A 14,539-nucleotide genomic window follows, 5' to 3' on the forward strand; every position below is an offset into this window, starting at 1 on the left:
CTTCGACCAGCCCCAAAAGGCAGACATTCCCCATGCTTGAACGACTGTTCCAACTCAAGGCGCACGGCACCACGGTCCGTAAAGAGGTTATCGCCGGCATCACCACCTTCCTGACCATGGCCTACATTATTGTGGTCAACCCCAGCATCCTGCAGGGCACCGGCATGGATTTTGGCGCGGTCTTCGTCGCCACCTGCCTGGCCGCCGTCATCGGTACCCTGATCATGGGGCTCTGGGCCAACTACCCCATTGCCCTGGCGCCCGGCATGGGTCTGAACGCTTTTTTCTCGTTCACTGTTGTCGGCAGCATGGGCTACAGTTGGCAGATTGCATTGGGCGCCGTGTTCATTTCCGGTCTGTTGTTCTTCCTACTCAGCATCCTTCGGGTGCGGGAGTGGATCATCAACAGCATTCCCATGTCCCTGCGGTTTGGCATATCCGCCGGCATCGGCTTCTTCCTGGCGCTGATCGCCCTGAAGAATGCCGGGATCGTCATCGATCATCCGGCAACCCTGGTGGGCCTGGGCGACATCAAGACGGCGGAGACGCTGCTGTTCTTTGGTGGTTTCCTGCTGATTTGCGCCCTGTCCTACCGACAGGTCACCGGCTCGGTGATGATCGGCATCATCGTGGTCACCCTGGCGGCCATGGGCCTGGGCATGGTGGAGTACCAGGGCCTCATTTCGGCGCCGCCCAGCCTGGCGCCCACCCTGCTACAGCTGGACATTGCCGGTGCCCTCGACGTGGCCATGATCAGCGTGATCTTTGCCTTTCTCTTCGTTGACCTGTTCGACACCTCCGGCACCCTGATCGGCGCGGCCCAGCGGGGCAACCTGCTGGACGAGGACGGCAAGCTGCCGCGCCTGGGCCGGGCGCTGATGAGCGATTCCGTCGCCACCATGTCCGGCGCCGCCCTCGGCACCTCCACCACCACCAGCTACATCGAATCCACCGCCGGCATCTCGGCCGGGGGCCGAACCGGTCTGACCGCCGTGGTGGTCGCCGCCCTGTTCCTAGCCTGCCTGCTCCTGTCACCCATCGCCAGCATCATTCCGGCCTACGCCACGGCGCCCGCCCTGCTGTATGTCGCCGTGCTGATGACCAGCGGGCTCAAGCTGATCGACTGGGATGACCTTACCGAGGCCGCCCCGGCGGTGGTTACCGCCCTGATGATGCCGCTGACCTTCTCCATCGCCAATGGCATTGCCCTGGGGTTCATCACCTATGCTTTACTGAAAGCAATGAGCGGCCGCTGGTCCCAGCTAAGCGCAAGCGTGAGCATTATCGCCGTGGTGTTCGTACTGAAATACATTTTCCTGGACGCAGCCTGATCGGATCCGCTATGGACTACTTTGCAGACAACATCAAGAAAGCCATCCGCACCGTGCCGGACTGGCCCAAACCAGGCGTCAATTTCCGGGACATCACCACCGTGCTGCAGGACCGGACCACGTTTCGCAAGCTGATTGACGCCTTTGTGCACCGCTATCATGGCCAGAACATCGATGCCATTGCCGCGGTGGATGCCCGCGGCTTCGTCATCGGCTCCGCCCTGGCCTATGAGATCAACGCCGGCCTGGTATTGATCCGCAAGAAGGGCAAGCTGCCGTTCGACACCCTGGTGGAGGACTACGAGTTGGAGTACGGCACCGCCTCGGTGGAGCTGCACAAGGACGCCTTCCACCCCGGCGACCGGGTGGTGCTGGTGGACGACCTGATCGCCACCGGTGGCACCATGCTGGCCGCGGCCCGGCTGATTCGCCGCATTGGCGCTGACATTGTCGAGGTTGCTGCGATGATTGACCTGCCGGAACTGGGCGGGTCGCAAAAACTGCGCGACGAGGGCCTGGACGTTTATACTGTGTGCTCGTTTGACGGCGATTAAAGGAGTACGGCCATGCACGACTACCAGCACCACTGGAAGGACGGCACCCCTATCCACCTGCCCCTGGGCAAGATTGTCTGTATTGGCCGCAACTACGCCGAACACGCTCGGGAGTTGAACAACCCGATTCCGGACGAGCCGCTGCTGTTTATCAAACCGGCGACAGCCGCCATGCACATCACCCGCCCACTGAATCCCCCCAGGGACCGGGGGTCGGTTCACTTCGAGACCGAGCTGGCGGTCCTGATCGGGCGCCCGCTGTCCAGCGCCTCGGAGGAAGACGCGAGAGACGCCATTCTCGGTTATGGTCTGGCGCTGGACCTCACCCTGCGGGACGTCCAGGCCAAGCTGAAGGACCAGGGGCATCCCTGGGAGCGGGCCAAGGCGTTCGACGGTGCCTGCCCCCTGTCGCCGTTCGTGGCCGCCGAAAAACTGGCGAAGGATCATCTGGAGTTCACCCTGGACATCAACCGTGAGCGTCGCCAGAGCGGCGATACCCGCCATATGCTGACGCCAATCGTTCCCCTGATTTGCCATATCAGCCAGCATTTCTCCCTGCTCCCTGGAGATGTGGTGCTGACTGGAACCCCCGCCGGCGTCGGCAAACTTGAACCCGGGCAACGGCTGTCGCTGGAACTGGAGGATGCCCTGTTTGTCGAAACGACGGTCGTCTGAGACCATCAACCTCATCGCCTATACAGGACACCAATAACCGCCATGGCCAAAAAACCGGTTACCACCCGCAGCGGACGTTTCTTCAAACTGGCCGGCATGACCGCGTCGGTGGCCAGCCAGTACGCCGGCCAACGTGCCCGCCGCCTGTTTGCCGGCGAAGAGAGCTACGAGGCCCGCAGCGAAGGCTACACCCGCATGGCGGACCAGATTGCCAACACCCTCGGGGAGATGAAGGGCGCGGTGATGAAGGTGGGCCAAATCGCCTCCCAGACTCAGGACTTCCTGCCCAAGGAATTCTCCGACGCGCTGCAGCGACTGCAGAAAGAAGCCCCGCCCATGCCGTTCGAGGTGATCGTGGGGCAGATCGAGTCGGAGTTGGGCAAACCGGTGAGCGAGCTGTTCGAATACCTGCAGGAAAAGCCCTACGCAGCGGCCTCCATCGGCCAGGTCCACCGCGCTCGGTTAAACGAAGGCACCGATGTGATCGTCAAGGTCCAGTACCCCGGCGTGGACGAGTCCTGCGATTCCGACCTCAAGCAACTGCGCCTGGCCCTCAAGCTCGGCGGCCTGCTGAAGATGCCCAAGGAAAGCGTCGACCAGCTGTTCGCCGAGATCCGCGAGCGATTGAAGGAAGAGCTGGACTACGAGAACGAAGCCCGCAACATCCACCAGTTCCGGGACTTTCACCAGGACGACCCCTGGGTACTTATTCCCGACGTCATCGACAGCCATTCCACCCGCCGGGTGCTCACTCTGGAGCTGCTGGAAGGCGACCATGTCAGCGAGGTGACGCCGGAGCGCTACGGCCAGGACATGATCAATGAGATCGGGCACCGGATCTTCACCACTATGGCGGACCAGCTGTTTCGTTTCCAGTGCATCCACGGCGATCCCCACGCCGGCAATTTTGCCTACCGGCCGGACGGCACCATCATCCTGTACGACTTCGGTTGCGTGAAGAAGCTCAAACCGGAGATTGTCGAGGCCTACCGCAAGGCCCTGGTCGCGGCCCTGCAGGAAGACTACGAGGCCCTGGACCGCCACCTCATCGACCTGGGCGCCCGGGTGGAATCCAAACCCGCCATCGACGAGGCCTACTACGCCATGTGGCGGGACATCCTGATCCAACCGTTCGACACCGCTAACCCCTACAATTTCGCCGAATCGGAGATTCACAAGGACGTCGCGGCCAAGACCAGCACGGTGTTCAAGTACCTGGACTATTTCCAGCCGCCGGTGGAGAGCATCTTCATCGACCGGATGATTGCCGGGCATTACTGGATGCTGAAGCGGCTGGGGGTGCAGGCGGCGTTTCGGTCGGAATTGGAAAAGTATCTAGAAGGTGCGGGCTAATTGCCTCCAGCTTGAGGGTTTTGTGCTTGTGGTCGGTGGTGGGTCTTCCTCCGCTCTCCTCTAAGGTACGTCCCTGTACCTGTCGGAGACCGCGGCATCCCTGCCGCTGCTCCGGAAGACCCACCACCGTCCACCCCGAGGCTGAGGAGATATCGCTTCAGAACCAAACGTGCTAGTTCGTTATTGCTGACAGGCTTTAGACCCGTAAATTGTCCGGGCCATCGGGAGGGGGAGCCATACGGAACAGGGGCATGGACGCCCCAGGAACCTCTGGATGGACCAAGCGGTAATTTTGTGGGTGCTGAAGTGCTCAGTGACAAGGCGCGGATCGCCGGAAATAGCCGTAGCCCCTACTTAGCGCTCAATGAGCACTTTAGCGCTCACCCGAAGGGGCGCTCTGAACGAGCGCCAGAATTATCAGTTGGTCCATTCAGCGGTTCACGAACATTGCAGGTACAGCACGTACCTTCAATGCGGTGGAGTATGGCTCCCCCTCCCGATGGCTTGCACCAAAGCTTAAATCTTACCCAGACTAGCGATCCACTCCGCAACACCCTCACAGGCACCTTTCCGGATTACCCTGGCTCGCGTCACACTCGCCGGCTCACCCGGATCAACTACCGTTACTGGTACATCGAAATCTACCTCATGCACCAACCCGGCAGCGGGATAGACCTGCAAGGACGTCCCCACAATCAGCAACTGATCGGCAGTGCGGACCACTTCCGCGGCCACCTCGATCATCGGTACCAGCTCGCCAAACCAGACAATGTGCGGACGCAACTGGCTGCCGCGCTGGCAGGTATCCCCCAACTGGATGGGTTTGTAGCCAATGTCGTAAATGTCGTCAGGATAGCGGGTGCTGCGGGCTTTGGTGAGCTCGCCGTGCAGGTGGATCACCTCGCTGGAGCCGGCCCGCTCATGCAGGTTGTCCACGTTCTGGGTGATGATGGAGACTCGGTAGTCGGCCTCCAGCTCTGCCAGCAACCGGTGGGCCCGATTGGGCTGGGCGGATTCCAGCTGCCGGCGGCGGTCGTTGTAGAAGCGCAACACCAGCTCCGGGTTACGCTCGAACGCCTCGGGCGTGGCCACATCGTAGACACTGTGCTGCTCCCACAGCCCACCGTTGTCACGGAAGGTGGAGAGGCCGCTTTCGGCGCTGACGCCAGCGCCGGTCAGGACTACGATGCGGGGTTTCATCAGTCGATCAGCTTGCCCGGGTTCATGATGCCGTTGGGGTCAAACACCTGCTTGATGCCGCGCATGTAGGCGATCTCCGCCTCGCTGCGGGTGTACTGCAGGTAGGGCTTCTTGGTCATGCCCACGCCATGCTCGGCGGAGACACTGCCCTGGTGGCGTTCCACAATCTCGAACACCCACTTGTTAACCTGTTGGCACTTCTCGAAGAAGTCTTCCTTCGCCATGCCTTCGGGCTTGAGGATATTCAGGTGCAGGTTGCCGTCACCGATGTGGCCGAACCAGATGATCTCGAAATCCGGGTAGTGCTCGGTGACCACCGCGTCGATCTCGGTGAGGAACTCCGGAACCTTGGAAACCACCACGGAGATATCGTTCTTGTAGGGCGTACGCGGGGCGATCGACTCGGAGATGCCTTCACGCAGCATCCACAGGTTCCTGGCCTGGGTCTCGCTCTGGCTGATCACACCGTCGAGCACCCAGCCATTCTCCACGCACTGCTCGAACAGGCTCATGGCCTCATCCATTACCTGATCGGACACCGCCTCGAACTCCAGCAGCGCGTAGTACGGGGCCTCGGCCTCAAACGGCGCCTGTACCTGACCGTGGGCCAGCACATGCTGCATCGCCTGGTGAGAGAAGAACTCGTAGGCGGTCAGGTCGATGCTCTTCTGGAAGGTCTGCAACACGTCCATGGTGTTGGTCAGGTCGTTCAGCCCCAGCACCAGCACGGTTAGATTGTCCGGCTGGCGAGTCAGCTTCATGGTCGCTTCGGTAATGAAGCCCAGGGTGCCCTCGGCGCCGATGAACAGGTGGCGCAGGTCGTAACCAGTGTTGTTCTTCTCCAGGTCCTTGTTGAGCTCCAGAATATCGCCCTTGCCGGTCACCACCGTCAGGCCGGCCACCCAGTCCCGGCTCATGCCATAGCGAATCACCTTGATGCCGCCGGCGTTGGTGGACAGGTTACCCCCCAGCTGGCTGGAACCGGCGGAGGCGAAATCCACCGGGTAGTAGAGTCCCTTGTCTTCGGCAAAATCCTGCAGCTGCTCGGTGATCACCCCGGCCTGGCAGTGCACGGTACGGTCACTGGCGCTGAATTCGAGAATCTGGTTCATGTAATCGAAAGCCACCACCACCTCGCCGTTCGCCGCCACCGCGCCGGCACTTAGGCCGGTACGGCCGCCCGACGGAACCAGGGCAACCTCCGCTTCATTGGCGAACTTCACCAGGGCCTGCACCTGCCCGGTGGTCTTGGGAAACACGATCGCCAGGGGCTTGGGGGGGTAAATCTTGGTCCAGTCTTTTCCGTAGTTTTCCAGGTCGGCGGGATCAGTCAGCACTTTGCCATCGTCCACCAGGGTCTTGAGAGTGGCAATGATCTGTTCGGGATTCATGCAGTTTCCGGTCTCAGTAAGGGTTAAGCAGCCGCCACCAATGGGGAATTGATCCAGGTGATGCGACGCGCTGTGAAAATCTGCGTTTATGGTATCATACCGCCCCTGTTCTGTGAGCCTGACCGCTGGCAGCGGCCCTGTAGGGGCTCACAGGTGACATTACAGTCATACGACGCGACGAAAGGTCTGGAAGCAAGCCCATGTCAAATACGTCTCTCGAAAAGAGCAAAATCCGGATCCTGCTGCTGGAAGGCGTGCATCAATCCGCTATTGATACCCTCAATGCCGCAGGCTACACGAACATTGAGTATCTGACTCACTCGCTGGCCGAGGACGATCTGATCGAAAAGATCGCCGACGCTCATTTCGTGGGTATCCGCTCGAGAACTCAACTGACCGAAAAAGTATTTGATGCCGCCCAAAAGCTGGTGGCCGTAGGCTGCTTCTGCATCGGCACCAACCAGGTGGACCTGAAGGCAGCCACCCGTCGTGGTATTGCGGTGTTCAACGCGCCATTCTCCAACACCCGCAGTGTGGCCGAGCTGGTGCTGGCCCAGGCCATCCTGCTGTTGCGCGGCATTCCCGAGAAGAGCGCCAAGGCCCATCGCGGCGAGTGGATCAAGTCCGCCAAGAACAGCTACGAGATTCGCGGCAAGAAGCTCGGTATCATCGGCTACGGCAGCATCGGTACCCAGTTCAGCGTGCTGGCGGAAGCGCTAGGCATGGACGTGTACTTCTACGACGTGGTGTCCAAGCTGCCGCTTGGCAACGCCACCCAGGTGGGCACCCTCCATGAGCTGCTGAACATCGCCGATGTGGTCAGCCTGCACGTGCCGGAAACCCCCGCCACCAAATACATGTTCGGTGCCGAGCAGTTCGCCCAGATGAAGCCGGGCAGCATCCTGATGAACGCCTCCCGGGGCACCGTGGTCGACATTGACGCCCTGGCCGAGGCGGTTCGCAGCGGCAAGCTGTTGGGCGCAGCCGTGGACGTCTTCCCGGTGGAGCCGAAGTCTAACGACGAGGAATTCGTCTCTCCCCTGCGGGAATTCGACAACGTCATCCTGACGCCACACATTGGCGGCTCCACCATGGAAGCCCAGGAAAACATCGGCCGCGAGGTGGCCGAGAAGCTGTCCATGTACAGCGACAACGGCACCTCCGTGTCCTCCGTCAACTTCCCGGAAGTGGCCTTGCCGTCCCACCCGAACCAGCATCGCCTGCTGCACATCCACGAGAACGTGCCGGGCGTGATGTCCGAGATCAACCAGGTATTCTCGGAGAACGGCATCAACATCTGTGGTCAGTACCTGCAGACCAAGGAAGAAATTGGCTACGTAGTGGTTGATGTCGATAAGGAGTACAGCGAACTGGCGCTGGAGAAGCTGAAGTCCGTCAAGGGCACGATCCGCTGCCGCGTGCTGTTCTGATCCGCGTGAAAGGACGGACATCGGAAAAGGCCTCGCTTTCGAGGCCTTTTTTGTGCCTGGCCATTCTCCATTAACAAATTGTAGAGATTTCCCGGCTCCGAATACTTGCGATGCAAAAATTAAAGACCATGGTAAATGGTACACATCTACCAAAGAGGTATCTGCCATGTCGATCAAAGACTCGCTGATCAACAAACTGGAAACCCAGGCGGGAAAATGGAATAAAGAAATCGAAGCCCTTCATGCCAAAGCCGAGGCCAAGATCGCAAACGCTAAGGATGAGGAGGCAGAAGCCCGTATTGAGAAGGAGTTTGCCGAAAAAATCAAAGAGCTTGAAGACCGAATTGAACAGTCCCGGGAAGAGCTCAAGAAGATAGTCGATGCGGGTGAGGACAAGCTGAAGGACCTCCGGGAACGCATCGACGAATGGCTGCCCAGCAACACCAACTGAGCGGCTGGGCTCTCCCAGCGCCGGAGGAACTCATGGCGCTGGGACATGGAACCACCTACCGACTTACTGAATCGGAGCGAGTGTCAGCTCAACACGACGGTTCTGCTCACGGCCCGCGGCTGTGTCGTTGGAGGCAATCGGGTAGCGCGGTCCGTAGCCTACGGCACGGGTTCGGCCGGGCTCGATGCCCTGGTTCAACAGGAAGTCACGAACCGAACCGGCACGACGCTCACTCAGCAACTGGTTGTAGTTCTGGGAACCGGTGCTGTCCGTGTGCCCCTCGATACCAATCACGGTCTTGTCGAACTCCTTCAGCACCAGCGCCACAGACTCAAGAACGCCGGTAAAGTTGGGCTTGATGGTGGACTGGTTAACATCGAAGGTAATGTTACCCGGCATGATCAGCTCGATCTGGTCGCCATTGCGCACCACCCGAACCCCGGAGCCTTCGAGCTTCTGGCGCAACTGCGCTTCCTGGCGGTCCATGTAGTAGCCGATACCACCACCGACCGCGCCACCAGCGGCCGCACCGATGAGGGCGCCCTTACCACGATCGCTGCTGCTGGAGGTTGCCGCCCCCACAGCAGCACCGCCAATGGCACCAATGATGCTGCCCTTGGTGGCGCTGGAGACCTTCTCCTCACCGGTATAAGGGTCATAGGTCATGCAACCTGCGAGTCCCACTGTTGCGACTGTGAATGCCAGAATTGTTTTTTTCACCATACACCTCTGCACTTTGACTTGGTTGTGAGAATTGATGACTCAGCAGGCCTCCGAGTAACGCCCCGACTCAACTTGATCAAACGAATCGATGATGCTGTTGAATACGGTCGCCTGCAGATCCTTTGCTTCATTCACCAGATGGTGTCGACCATCGGGAATCCGGATTTCCTCGACTGACGCAAACTTGTTTCTTATGATCCGCAGGTTATGTTGCCAGTCAACGGTTAAATCTTTTTCACCTTGCACGACGGTAATCGGAAACTGAACCGGCCGGCAGGATTCGATATGCGGTACCCACTGCCGCAGCGCCGTTACCCAGTCCACATGCACCGCCCTGGCCTGTAACGGGTCGTGTTCTTTCAGGAATCTCAGGAACCGGCCATTGCCACTGTTTTCCGAGAAGATCCTGCGCCACCGTTTGAGAAACGGGCGTGCAAGGCTGTGCAGCATCTTGGCGCCCAGCCACCCCATCGGCCGAACCAGCGGCGCCAATAGCACCACCCGCCGAAATTCAGAGGTCTGTTCGTCATGGTGATTGGACAGCAGATAGTCCAGAAGTATCGCGCCCCCGGTGCTCTGGCCGACCGCGTACCAGGGCGCCTGGATCCGTTTGCGCAACCGCGCCATCACGTCACACAGTACCGTCTGATATTCCATAAAGCTGCCAATGGCCGCTGGCGTACCACTGGACAGCCCGTGACCGGGCTGGTCATAGGCCAGCACGTCATAGCCAGCACCAAGGCAGCGGTCAATCAACTGACTGTACAAGCCAATATGGTCGAAGTAACCGTGCATGATAAACACGGTACCTCTCGACGCCTCCGGTTGCCGGTAATAGTGCACCACCACCTGATGACCTCCCGCCGTCAGGTAGCCTTGCCTGTACCGCACCTTCGGATGCTCCACCCACAGATCCAGACCATAGAACCGGCAGTAGGCCGTCGCTTCCTCACCCAAGGCGGTCGCCTGATCCGGATCAAACGGCGGAATCTTGCCGAGCAGCGAGCTCCTGTCCCAGTCCGGAATTTCTATGTTATCGGTTTTCCAATACACGTAGGATTACACGCCTGTCATGATGGGTTGGTCAAAGTAAGGAGAAGATTAGCACACCCGGCCGGAAATCCAGCGCCGCGTTGTGGCTGTCACCCTTGCCAATGGCCCCTCGCAACTCACTGACTATGCTGAGGGCCAAACCATTACCGCCCCCCAGGAGATCCCTTGATGCTGCAAACCGTCCTGACCACCGGACTACGCCAAACCCTGCAACGGCTGGTCAAACCCCTGTTAAACCCGGCCATTCCGGTGCCGCTGCAGCGCAGCCTGATCCGCCAGGTCTATCGAAGCTCCATTCCCCCCCTGGGCAGCCGTTTCAGCAAGATCCAGTTGGCCAACGTGCCGGTGCTGCGCACCCGGTACGGTAAGGAATCCAGGCACGCCATCCTTTATCTGCACGGTGGCGCCTATGTTATTGGTTCTCCTGAGACACACAAGGGCATAACCGGCCACCTGGTAAAGACCGCCCAGTCGACGGTGTACGCCCCGGATTACCGCCTGGCCCCGGAGCACCCCTTCCCGGCGGCGCTCGATGACGCGGTTACCGTCTATAAGGCCCTGCTTGACCGGGGGCATGCTCCGGAGAACATTGCCGTTGCCGGCGACTCCGCCGGTGGCGGGCTCGCCTTGGCCCTGGCCATGCGCCTGCGGGACGAAGGCGTTGCCCTACCCGGCTCGCTCACCCTGTTTTCGCCCTGGGTCGACCTGACCCACGCCGCACTCTACGCGCCGGAGAGCGAGCCGGTACTGCAGCGGCGCTGGATCGAGAACGCCGCCGGCCTTTACTGTGCCGGCGAACTCCGCACCCATCCCTACATTTCGCCGATTCATGGTGATCTCCATGGTCTGCCACCCATCCTGATTCAGGTAGGCAGTGATGAAATCCTGCTGAACGACTCCCAGCGCCTTGCCGACAAGGCCCGTCAACAAGAAACCGAGGTCACCCTGGAGGTTTACAACAGCCTCTGGCATGTCTTCCAGGTGCATGCCGGGCAGTTGTCCCGCGCCACCGAAGCCATGACAACCGCCGGTGATCACATACGGAGCAACCAAACCCTATGAAAACCATCCTGATCACCGGTGCGGCATCAGGCATCGGCGCCGCCACCGCTCGCAAATTCGCCCGCGAAGGCTGGCGCCTGGGCCTGATGGACATCAACGGCAAGGCGCTGTCCGAGCTCAACCAGACCCTCGGCGGCCAGCACTGGACCTGCGAGGTCGACATCACCAAGGGCGAGTCCATTGACACGGCATTACGTGAGTTTGCCAGCTTCAGCAACGGCAAGCTGGACCTGCTGTTCAACTGCGCCGGCATCCTGCGCGTCGGGCAGTTTGAAGACATCGACATCGAGGACCACGCCCGCATCATCGACATCAACGTCACCGGCCTGATCCGGATGTGTCGCGCTGCATTCCCGCTGCTCAAACAGACCGAGGGCGCGCGGGTCATCAACATGAGCTCAGCCTCGGCCCTGTACGGCACGCCGCACTTCGCCAGCTACTCCGCCTCGAAATTCGCCGTGCGTGGCCTGACCGAGGCCCTGAACATCGAGTGGAAGGCCCATGACATTGTCGTACAGGACATCATGACGCCCTTCGTCAAAACCCCCATGGTCGACAGCCAGACCTTCAAGGCACCGGTGATCGAACGGCTGGGCGTCAACCTGTCGGCGGAGAACCTGGCGGACGAAGTCTGGCTGGCCTCCCGAACCGATGAGGTCCATCACCTGGTTGGCTTGCAGTTCAAATCCCTGGCCCTGGCCAGCAAATGGCTGCCCAACTTCTTTACCCGTGGCCTGATGGCAGCCCTCAGTCACTGAGCACGGAATTCGGGCCGGCCTTGCTCTCCCCAGCATCGGACAAGACCGGCAACGATTCGTCGCCGCGGATCAGGGCTTCCTTGCGCGCCCTGCGCCAACGCTTGACCTGCCATTCCAGCCGCAACGCGTCGGATCGGCTGCCCACTGCCACCGAGAACGCCAGGGACAGGGGGCCCTTGCCCCGCAGACTGCGCGCGCCTTTGGGTGCACCCGCCTGATGCTCCGCAAAACGTCGCGTTACGTCGGTGGTGATTCCGGTGTAGAGCTGGCCGGAGGCCGTTCGCACCAGATACAGATGCCAGCCACTCATGATGCTGCGGCCTCGGTCATCTTGCCCCGCACCTTCCGCTGCTGGATCCACAGGCCGGTCACAATCAGCACCAACCCCACATAGGTAGACTCCAGGATGACCTCCCCCAGAATCCAGGAGATAAACACCAGGGAAAGGAACGGCGAAATGAAAATCAGGTTGCTGACCCGCGCGGTGTTTTCCGCTCGCTTCATGGCGTAGGACCACAACACGAAGGCCAGCCCCATCTCAAAGACACCGACATAGATGGCGCTGAACAAGCCGGTTCCCGGGGTGAATTCGAAATCATCGGTCAGCGCACAGGCTACCAATATGAAGGGCAAGCCACAGACAAAGTTCAACAGCAGTCCGATCACCGGATCCCGCGTGTCCCGGGTAGCAATGATCCAATAGGCCGCCCAGACCAGCGTGCTGCCCAACGCAAAGGCCACCCCCACCGGGTTGGAGAAGCTCAACGACAGCACCTCGCCGCGGGTGGCAATCACCACCACACCGCTGTAACAGACCAATCCGGCCAGAACATCCGCCGAGCGCAGGCGCTGGCCCAGAAAGGGTACTGACAGGTAGGCCAGCACCAGTGCCCAGGTGTAGTTCAGCGGCTGGGCCTCCTGGGCGGGCAGGCGGTCGAAGGCGCCAAACAGCAGGAAATAATAGAGGCCGGGATTGATCAGCCCCATCAGCAGGGAAAGCAGGTATTGCCGCCGGCTGAGACTGAATAGCTGCCGCCAACGTCCCTGTATGACCACCACCCCTGCCATCACTGCTATGGAGGCGAGACAGGCCACCAGCAGCATCTGAACCGGGCTTAATTCCCGTAACGACAGCTTGAAGGCGGTGGCCACCGTCGACCAAAGCAGGACCGCGCCAAGCCCGAAGAGCATGGCGTGAGTCTGGTTCTTCATAGATTGACTGACCCGGTTGGGCCTGGCCCTACTCCATCAGGCCAGGCAGGAACAACGCGATCTGCGGGAACAGAATCAGCAACACCGTCGACAGTAACAGCAACACGATGAACGGCGGCGTTCCAGCGATCACATCCAGATAGGGCCTTCGGAAAATGGCCACGGCGGTGAATATATCGCATCCAAATGGCGGTGTCGCCGAACCGATGGCGGCCTGCAGAGTCACTAGGGTACCCACCAGCACCGGATCGATGCCCGCTGCAGCCACGGCAGGCGCAAAGATTGGGGTCAGGATCAGGATGACCACAATGGGATCAACGAACATACAGCCGATGAAGTAGGACACCGCGATCAGCGCCAGCACCATGTAGGGACTGTCTGCCGCATTCTCGATCACTCCGCTCAACATCAGTTCCGGCAGCTTGGCGAAGGAAATGACCCAGGAGAAGGCGGTACCCGCCGCCACCAGGATAAACACCACCGCGGTGATTAACCCGGTGGAAAGAGCCACGGAAGGCAGATCACGGAAACTGACCTGACGAAAGATGACCATCTCCAGCAACAGGGCATAGGCCACCGACATGGAGGCCGCCTCGGTAGGGCTGAACATGCCGGAATAGATGCCACCGATAATGATCACCGGGAACCCCATCGGCAGCAGCGCCCGCCGCAGCGCGACCAGACGATCGTGCCAACTGGCCTTCTTCATCAGGGGGATCTTCAGTTTGACGGACTTGACGTAGCAATACACCGAGAACAGCGCCAGGATCATCAGCCCCGGTCCAATTCCGGCAATGAACAGGTCTCCCACCGAGGTGCCGGACACCACCCCATAGATGATCATGCCGATGGATGGGGGAATCAGCAGGGCAATGTCACTGGCGTTGATGATCAGCGCCATGGTGAACTTGTCGGAGTAGCCGGCCTCGATCAGCTTGGGCCGCAGTGGCTGCCCCATAGCCACCACCGTCGCCTGGGTGGAGCCGGACACGGCGCCAAACAGGGTACAGGAAACCGCGGTGGTCATTGGCAGGCCGCCGCGCATGTGACCGACAAACTTGGCCACCAGGTCCAGCAGCCGGTCGGCGGTGTGGCCCTTGATCATGATGTCGGCCGCGAGGATGAACATCGGTACCGCCACCAGAACGCTCTGGGAGATACCACCAATCATCTGCTGGACAAGCACCGGCCCCTCCATAAACGGGAACTGAGTGAACAGCAGCACCATCGCCCCCACCAGCAGCGGCACCATCATCGGGAAGCCCATCAGCAATAGCACGATCATCACCACGGCAACAACAATGGCCATGGAGTCCATCCCCAGACCGGCCAGCCCCAACATTTCC

Annotated in this window: 15 protein-coding genes; 8 read left to right on the top strand and 7 right to left on the bottom strand. The window is 60.3% G+C overall.

The genetic code is table 11. The features are described 5' to 3' along the window. The first annotated feature begins 32 nt into the window (after positions 1-32). From R3175_RS10670 to R3175_RS10685, 4 genes are read left to right on the top strand one after another with little or no spacing between them, the layout of a single operon-like run. A complete protein-coding gene (locus R3175_RS10670; RefSeq protein WP_318944258.1) occupies positions 33-1,331 on the top strand; it encodes an NCS2 family permease in 1,299 nt (432 codons plus the stop codon). Between the two features lie 11 nt (positions 1,332-1,342). Further along, entirely contained in the window at positions 1,343-1,885 is a 543-nt protein-coding gene (locus tag R3175_RS10675) for an adenine phosphoribosyltransferase (protein ID WP_318944259.1), read from the top strand. Positions 1,886-1,897: 12 nt separating this feature from the next. Beyond that, positions 1,898-2,560: a fumarylacetoacetate hydrolase family protein gene (locus R3175_RS10680; protein ID WP_318944260.1), complete on the top strand. Its 663-nt coding sequence runs from the start codon at positions 1,898-1,900 to the stop codon at positions 2,558-2,560. Between the two features lie 42 nt (positions 2,561-2,602). Beyond that, positions 2,603-3,913, top strand: a complete 1,311-nt coding sequence (locus R3175_RS10685) for an AarF/ABC1/UbiB kinase family protein (RefSeq protein WP_318944261.1) — start codon at positions 2,603-2,605, stop codon at positions 3,911-3,913. Positions 3,914-4,429: 516 nt separating this feature from the next. Here the strand turns inward: R3175_RS10685 and R3175_RS10690 are convergent. Together R3175_RS10690 and R3175_RS10695 are read right to left on the bottom strand one after the other, a co-directional pair. Continuing rightward, positions 4,430-5,113 (bottom strand): SIR2 family NAD-dependent protein deacylase, encoded by a 684-nt coding sequence (locus R3175_RS10690; RefSeq protein ID WP_318944262.1) that lies wholly within the window; start codon positions 5,111-5,113, stop codon positions 4,430-4,432. Continuing rightward, a complete protein-coding gene (locus R3175_RS10695; RefSeq protein WP_318944263.1) occupies positions 5,113-6,504 on the bottom strand; it encodes an FAD-binding oxidoreductase in 1,392 nt (463 codons plus the stop codon). Before R3175_RS10695 ends, R3175_RS10690 begins: the two co-directional genes overlap by 1 nt. A gap of 200 nt (positions 6,505-6,704) precedes the next feature. Here R3175_RS10695 and serA point away from each other — a divergent pair, with 200 nt between their 5' ends. Together serA and R3175_RS10705 are read left to right on the top strand one after the other, a co-directional pair. After that, complete coding sequence (gene serA, locus R3175_RS10700; protein WP_318944264.1) at positions 6,705-7,934, top strand: phosphoglycerate dehydrogenase; 1,230 nt, start codon at positions 6,705-6,707, stop codon at positions 7,932-7,934. Between the two features lie 166 nt (positions 7,935-8,100). Then, positions 8,101-8,385, top strand: a complete 285-nt coding sequence (locus R3175_RS10705; RefSeq protein WP_318944265.1) for a hypothetical protein — start codon at positions 8,101-8,103, stop codon at positions 8,383-8,385. A 63-nt stretch (positions 8,386-8,448) separates the two neighbouring features. Here R3175_RS10705 and R3175_RS10710 read toward each other — a convergent pair whose 3' ends face one another. Continuing rightward, complete coding sequence (locus R3175_RS10710; RefSeq protein WP_318944306.1) at positions 8,449-9,105, bottom strand: OmpA family protein; 657 nt, start codon at positions 9,103-9,105, stop codon at positions 8,449-8,451. A gap of 42 nt (positions 9,106-9,147) precedes the next feature. Beyond that, the gene (locus R3175_RS10715) at positions 9,148-10,161 is read right to left on the bottom strand and encodes an alpha/beta hydrolase (RefSeq protein WP_318944266.1); all 1,014 of its coding nucleotides are present in this window, start codon (positions 10,159-10,161) and stop codon (positions 9,148-9,150) included. A 168-nt stretch (positions 10,162-10,329) separates the two neighbouring features. On the opposite strand from R3175_RS10715, the gene R3175_RS10720 reads away from it, so the two are divergent. Continuing rightward, a complete protein-coding gene (locus R3175_RS10720; protein WP_318944267.1) occupies positions 10,330-11,223 on the top strand; it encodes an alpha/beta hydrolase in 894 nt (297 codons plus the stop codon). Next, the gene (locus R3175_RS10725; RefSeq protein WP_318944268.1) at positions 11,220-11,981 is read left to right on the top strand and encodes an SDR family oxidoreductase; all 762 of its coding nucleotides are present in this window, start codon (positions 11,220-11,222) and stop codon (positions 11,979-11,981) included. Before R3175_RS10720 ends, R3175_RS10725 begins: the two co-directional genes overlap by 4 nt. On the opposite strand, the gene R3175_RS10730 is transcribed toward R3175_RS10725, so the two are convergent. The 3 genes from R3175_RS10730 to R3175_RS10740 are packed head-to-tail and all read right to left on the bottom strand — an operon-like array spanning position 11,971 to position 14,502. Beyond that, positions 11,971-12,291 (bottom strand): GIY-YIG nuclease family protein, encoded by a 321-nt coding sequence (locus R3175_RS10730; RefSeq protein WP_318944269.1) that lies wholly within the window; start codon positions 12,289-12,291, stop codon positions 11,971-11,973. The two genes, R3175_RS10725 and R3175_RS10730, sit on opposite strands and share 11 nt — an antisense overlap. Continuing rightward, positions 12,288-13,193 carry a DMT family transporter gene (locus tag R3175_RS10735; RefSeq protein ID WP_318944270.1) on the bottom strand — a complete coding sequence of 302 codons (906 nt, stop codon included), beginning with the start codon at positions 13,191-13,193 and terminating at the stop codon, positions 12,288-12,290. Before R3175_RS10735 ends, R3175_RS10730 begins: the two co-directional genes overlap by 4 nt. Positions 13,194-13,221: 28 nt before the next feature. After that, positions 13,222-14,502 carry a TRAP transporter large permease gene (locus tag R3175_RS10740; RefSeq protein ID WP_318944307.1) on the bottom strand — a complete coding sequence of 427 codons (1,281 nt, stop codon included), beginning with the start codon at positions 14,500-14,502 and terminating at the stop codon, positions 13,222-13,224. Between the last annotated feature and the right edge of the window lie 37 nt (positions 14,503-14,539).

The organism is Marinobacter sp. (assembly GCF_033722735.1).
Classification (GTDB): domain Bacteria; phylum Pseudomonadota; class Gammaproteobacteria; order Pseudomonadales; family Oleiphilaceae; genus Marinobacter.

What these genes read in the sequence shown, in the direction of transcription:
- R3175_RS10670 (WP_318944258.1), top strand. Translation starts at nt 33, where the DNA reads ATGCTTGAACGACTGTTCCAACTCAAGGCGCACGGCACCACGGTCCGT.
- R3175_RS10725 (WP_318944268.1), top strand. Translation starts at nt 11,220, where the DNA reads ATGAAAACCATCCTGATCACCGGTGCGGCATCAGGCATCGGCGCCGCC.
- R3175_RS10740 (WP_318944307.1), bottom strand. Translation starts at nt 14,502, where the DNA reads ATGGCCATTGTTGTTGCCGTGGTGATGATCGTGCTATTGCTGATGGGC.
- R3175_RS10690 (WP_318944262.1), bottom strand. Translation starts at nt 5,113, where the DNA reads ATGAAACCCCGCATCGTAGTCCTGACCGGCGCTGGCGTCAGCGCCGAA.
- R3175_RS10735 (WP_318944270.1), bottom strand. Translation starts at nt 13,193, where the DNA reads ATGAAGAACCAGACTCACGCCATGCTCTTCGGGCTTGGCGCGGTCCTG.
- R3175_RS10685 (WP_318944261.1), top strand. Translation starts at nt 2,603, where the DNA reads ATGGCCAAAAAACCGGTTACCACCCGCAGCGGACGTTTCTTCAAACTG.
- serA (WP_318944264.1), top strand. Translation starts at nt 6,705, where the DNA reads ATGTCAAATACGTCTCTCGAAAAGAGCAAAATCCGGATCCTGCTGCTG.
- R3175_RS10730 (WP_318944269.1), bottom strand. Translation starts at nt 12,291, where the DNA reads ATGAGTGGCTGGCATCTGTATCTGGTGCGAACGGCCTCCGGCCAGCTC.
- R3175_RS10695 (WP_318944263.1), bottom strand. Translation starts at nt 6,504, where the DNA reads ATGAATCCCGAACAGATCATTGCCACTCTCAAGACCCTGGTGGACGAT.
- R3175_RS10705 (WP_318944265.1), top strand. Translation starts at nt 8,101, where the DNA reads ATGTCGATCAAAGACTCGCTGATCAACAAACTGGAAACCCAGGCGGGA.
- R3175_RS10680 (WP_318944260.1), top strand. Translation starts at nt 1,898, where the DNA reads ATGCACGACTACCAGCACCACTGGAAGGACGGCACCCCTATCCACCTG.
- R3175_RS10675 (WP_318944259.1), top strand. Translation starts at nt 1,343, where the DNA reads ATGGACTACTTTGCAGACAACATCAAGAAAGCCATCCGCACCGTGCCG.
- R3175_RS10720 (WP_318944267.1), top strand. Translation starts at nt 10,330, where the DNA reads ATGCTGCAAACCGTCCTGACCACCGGACTACGCCAAACCCTGCAACGG.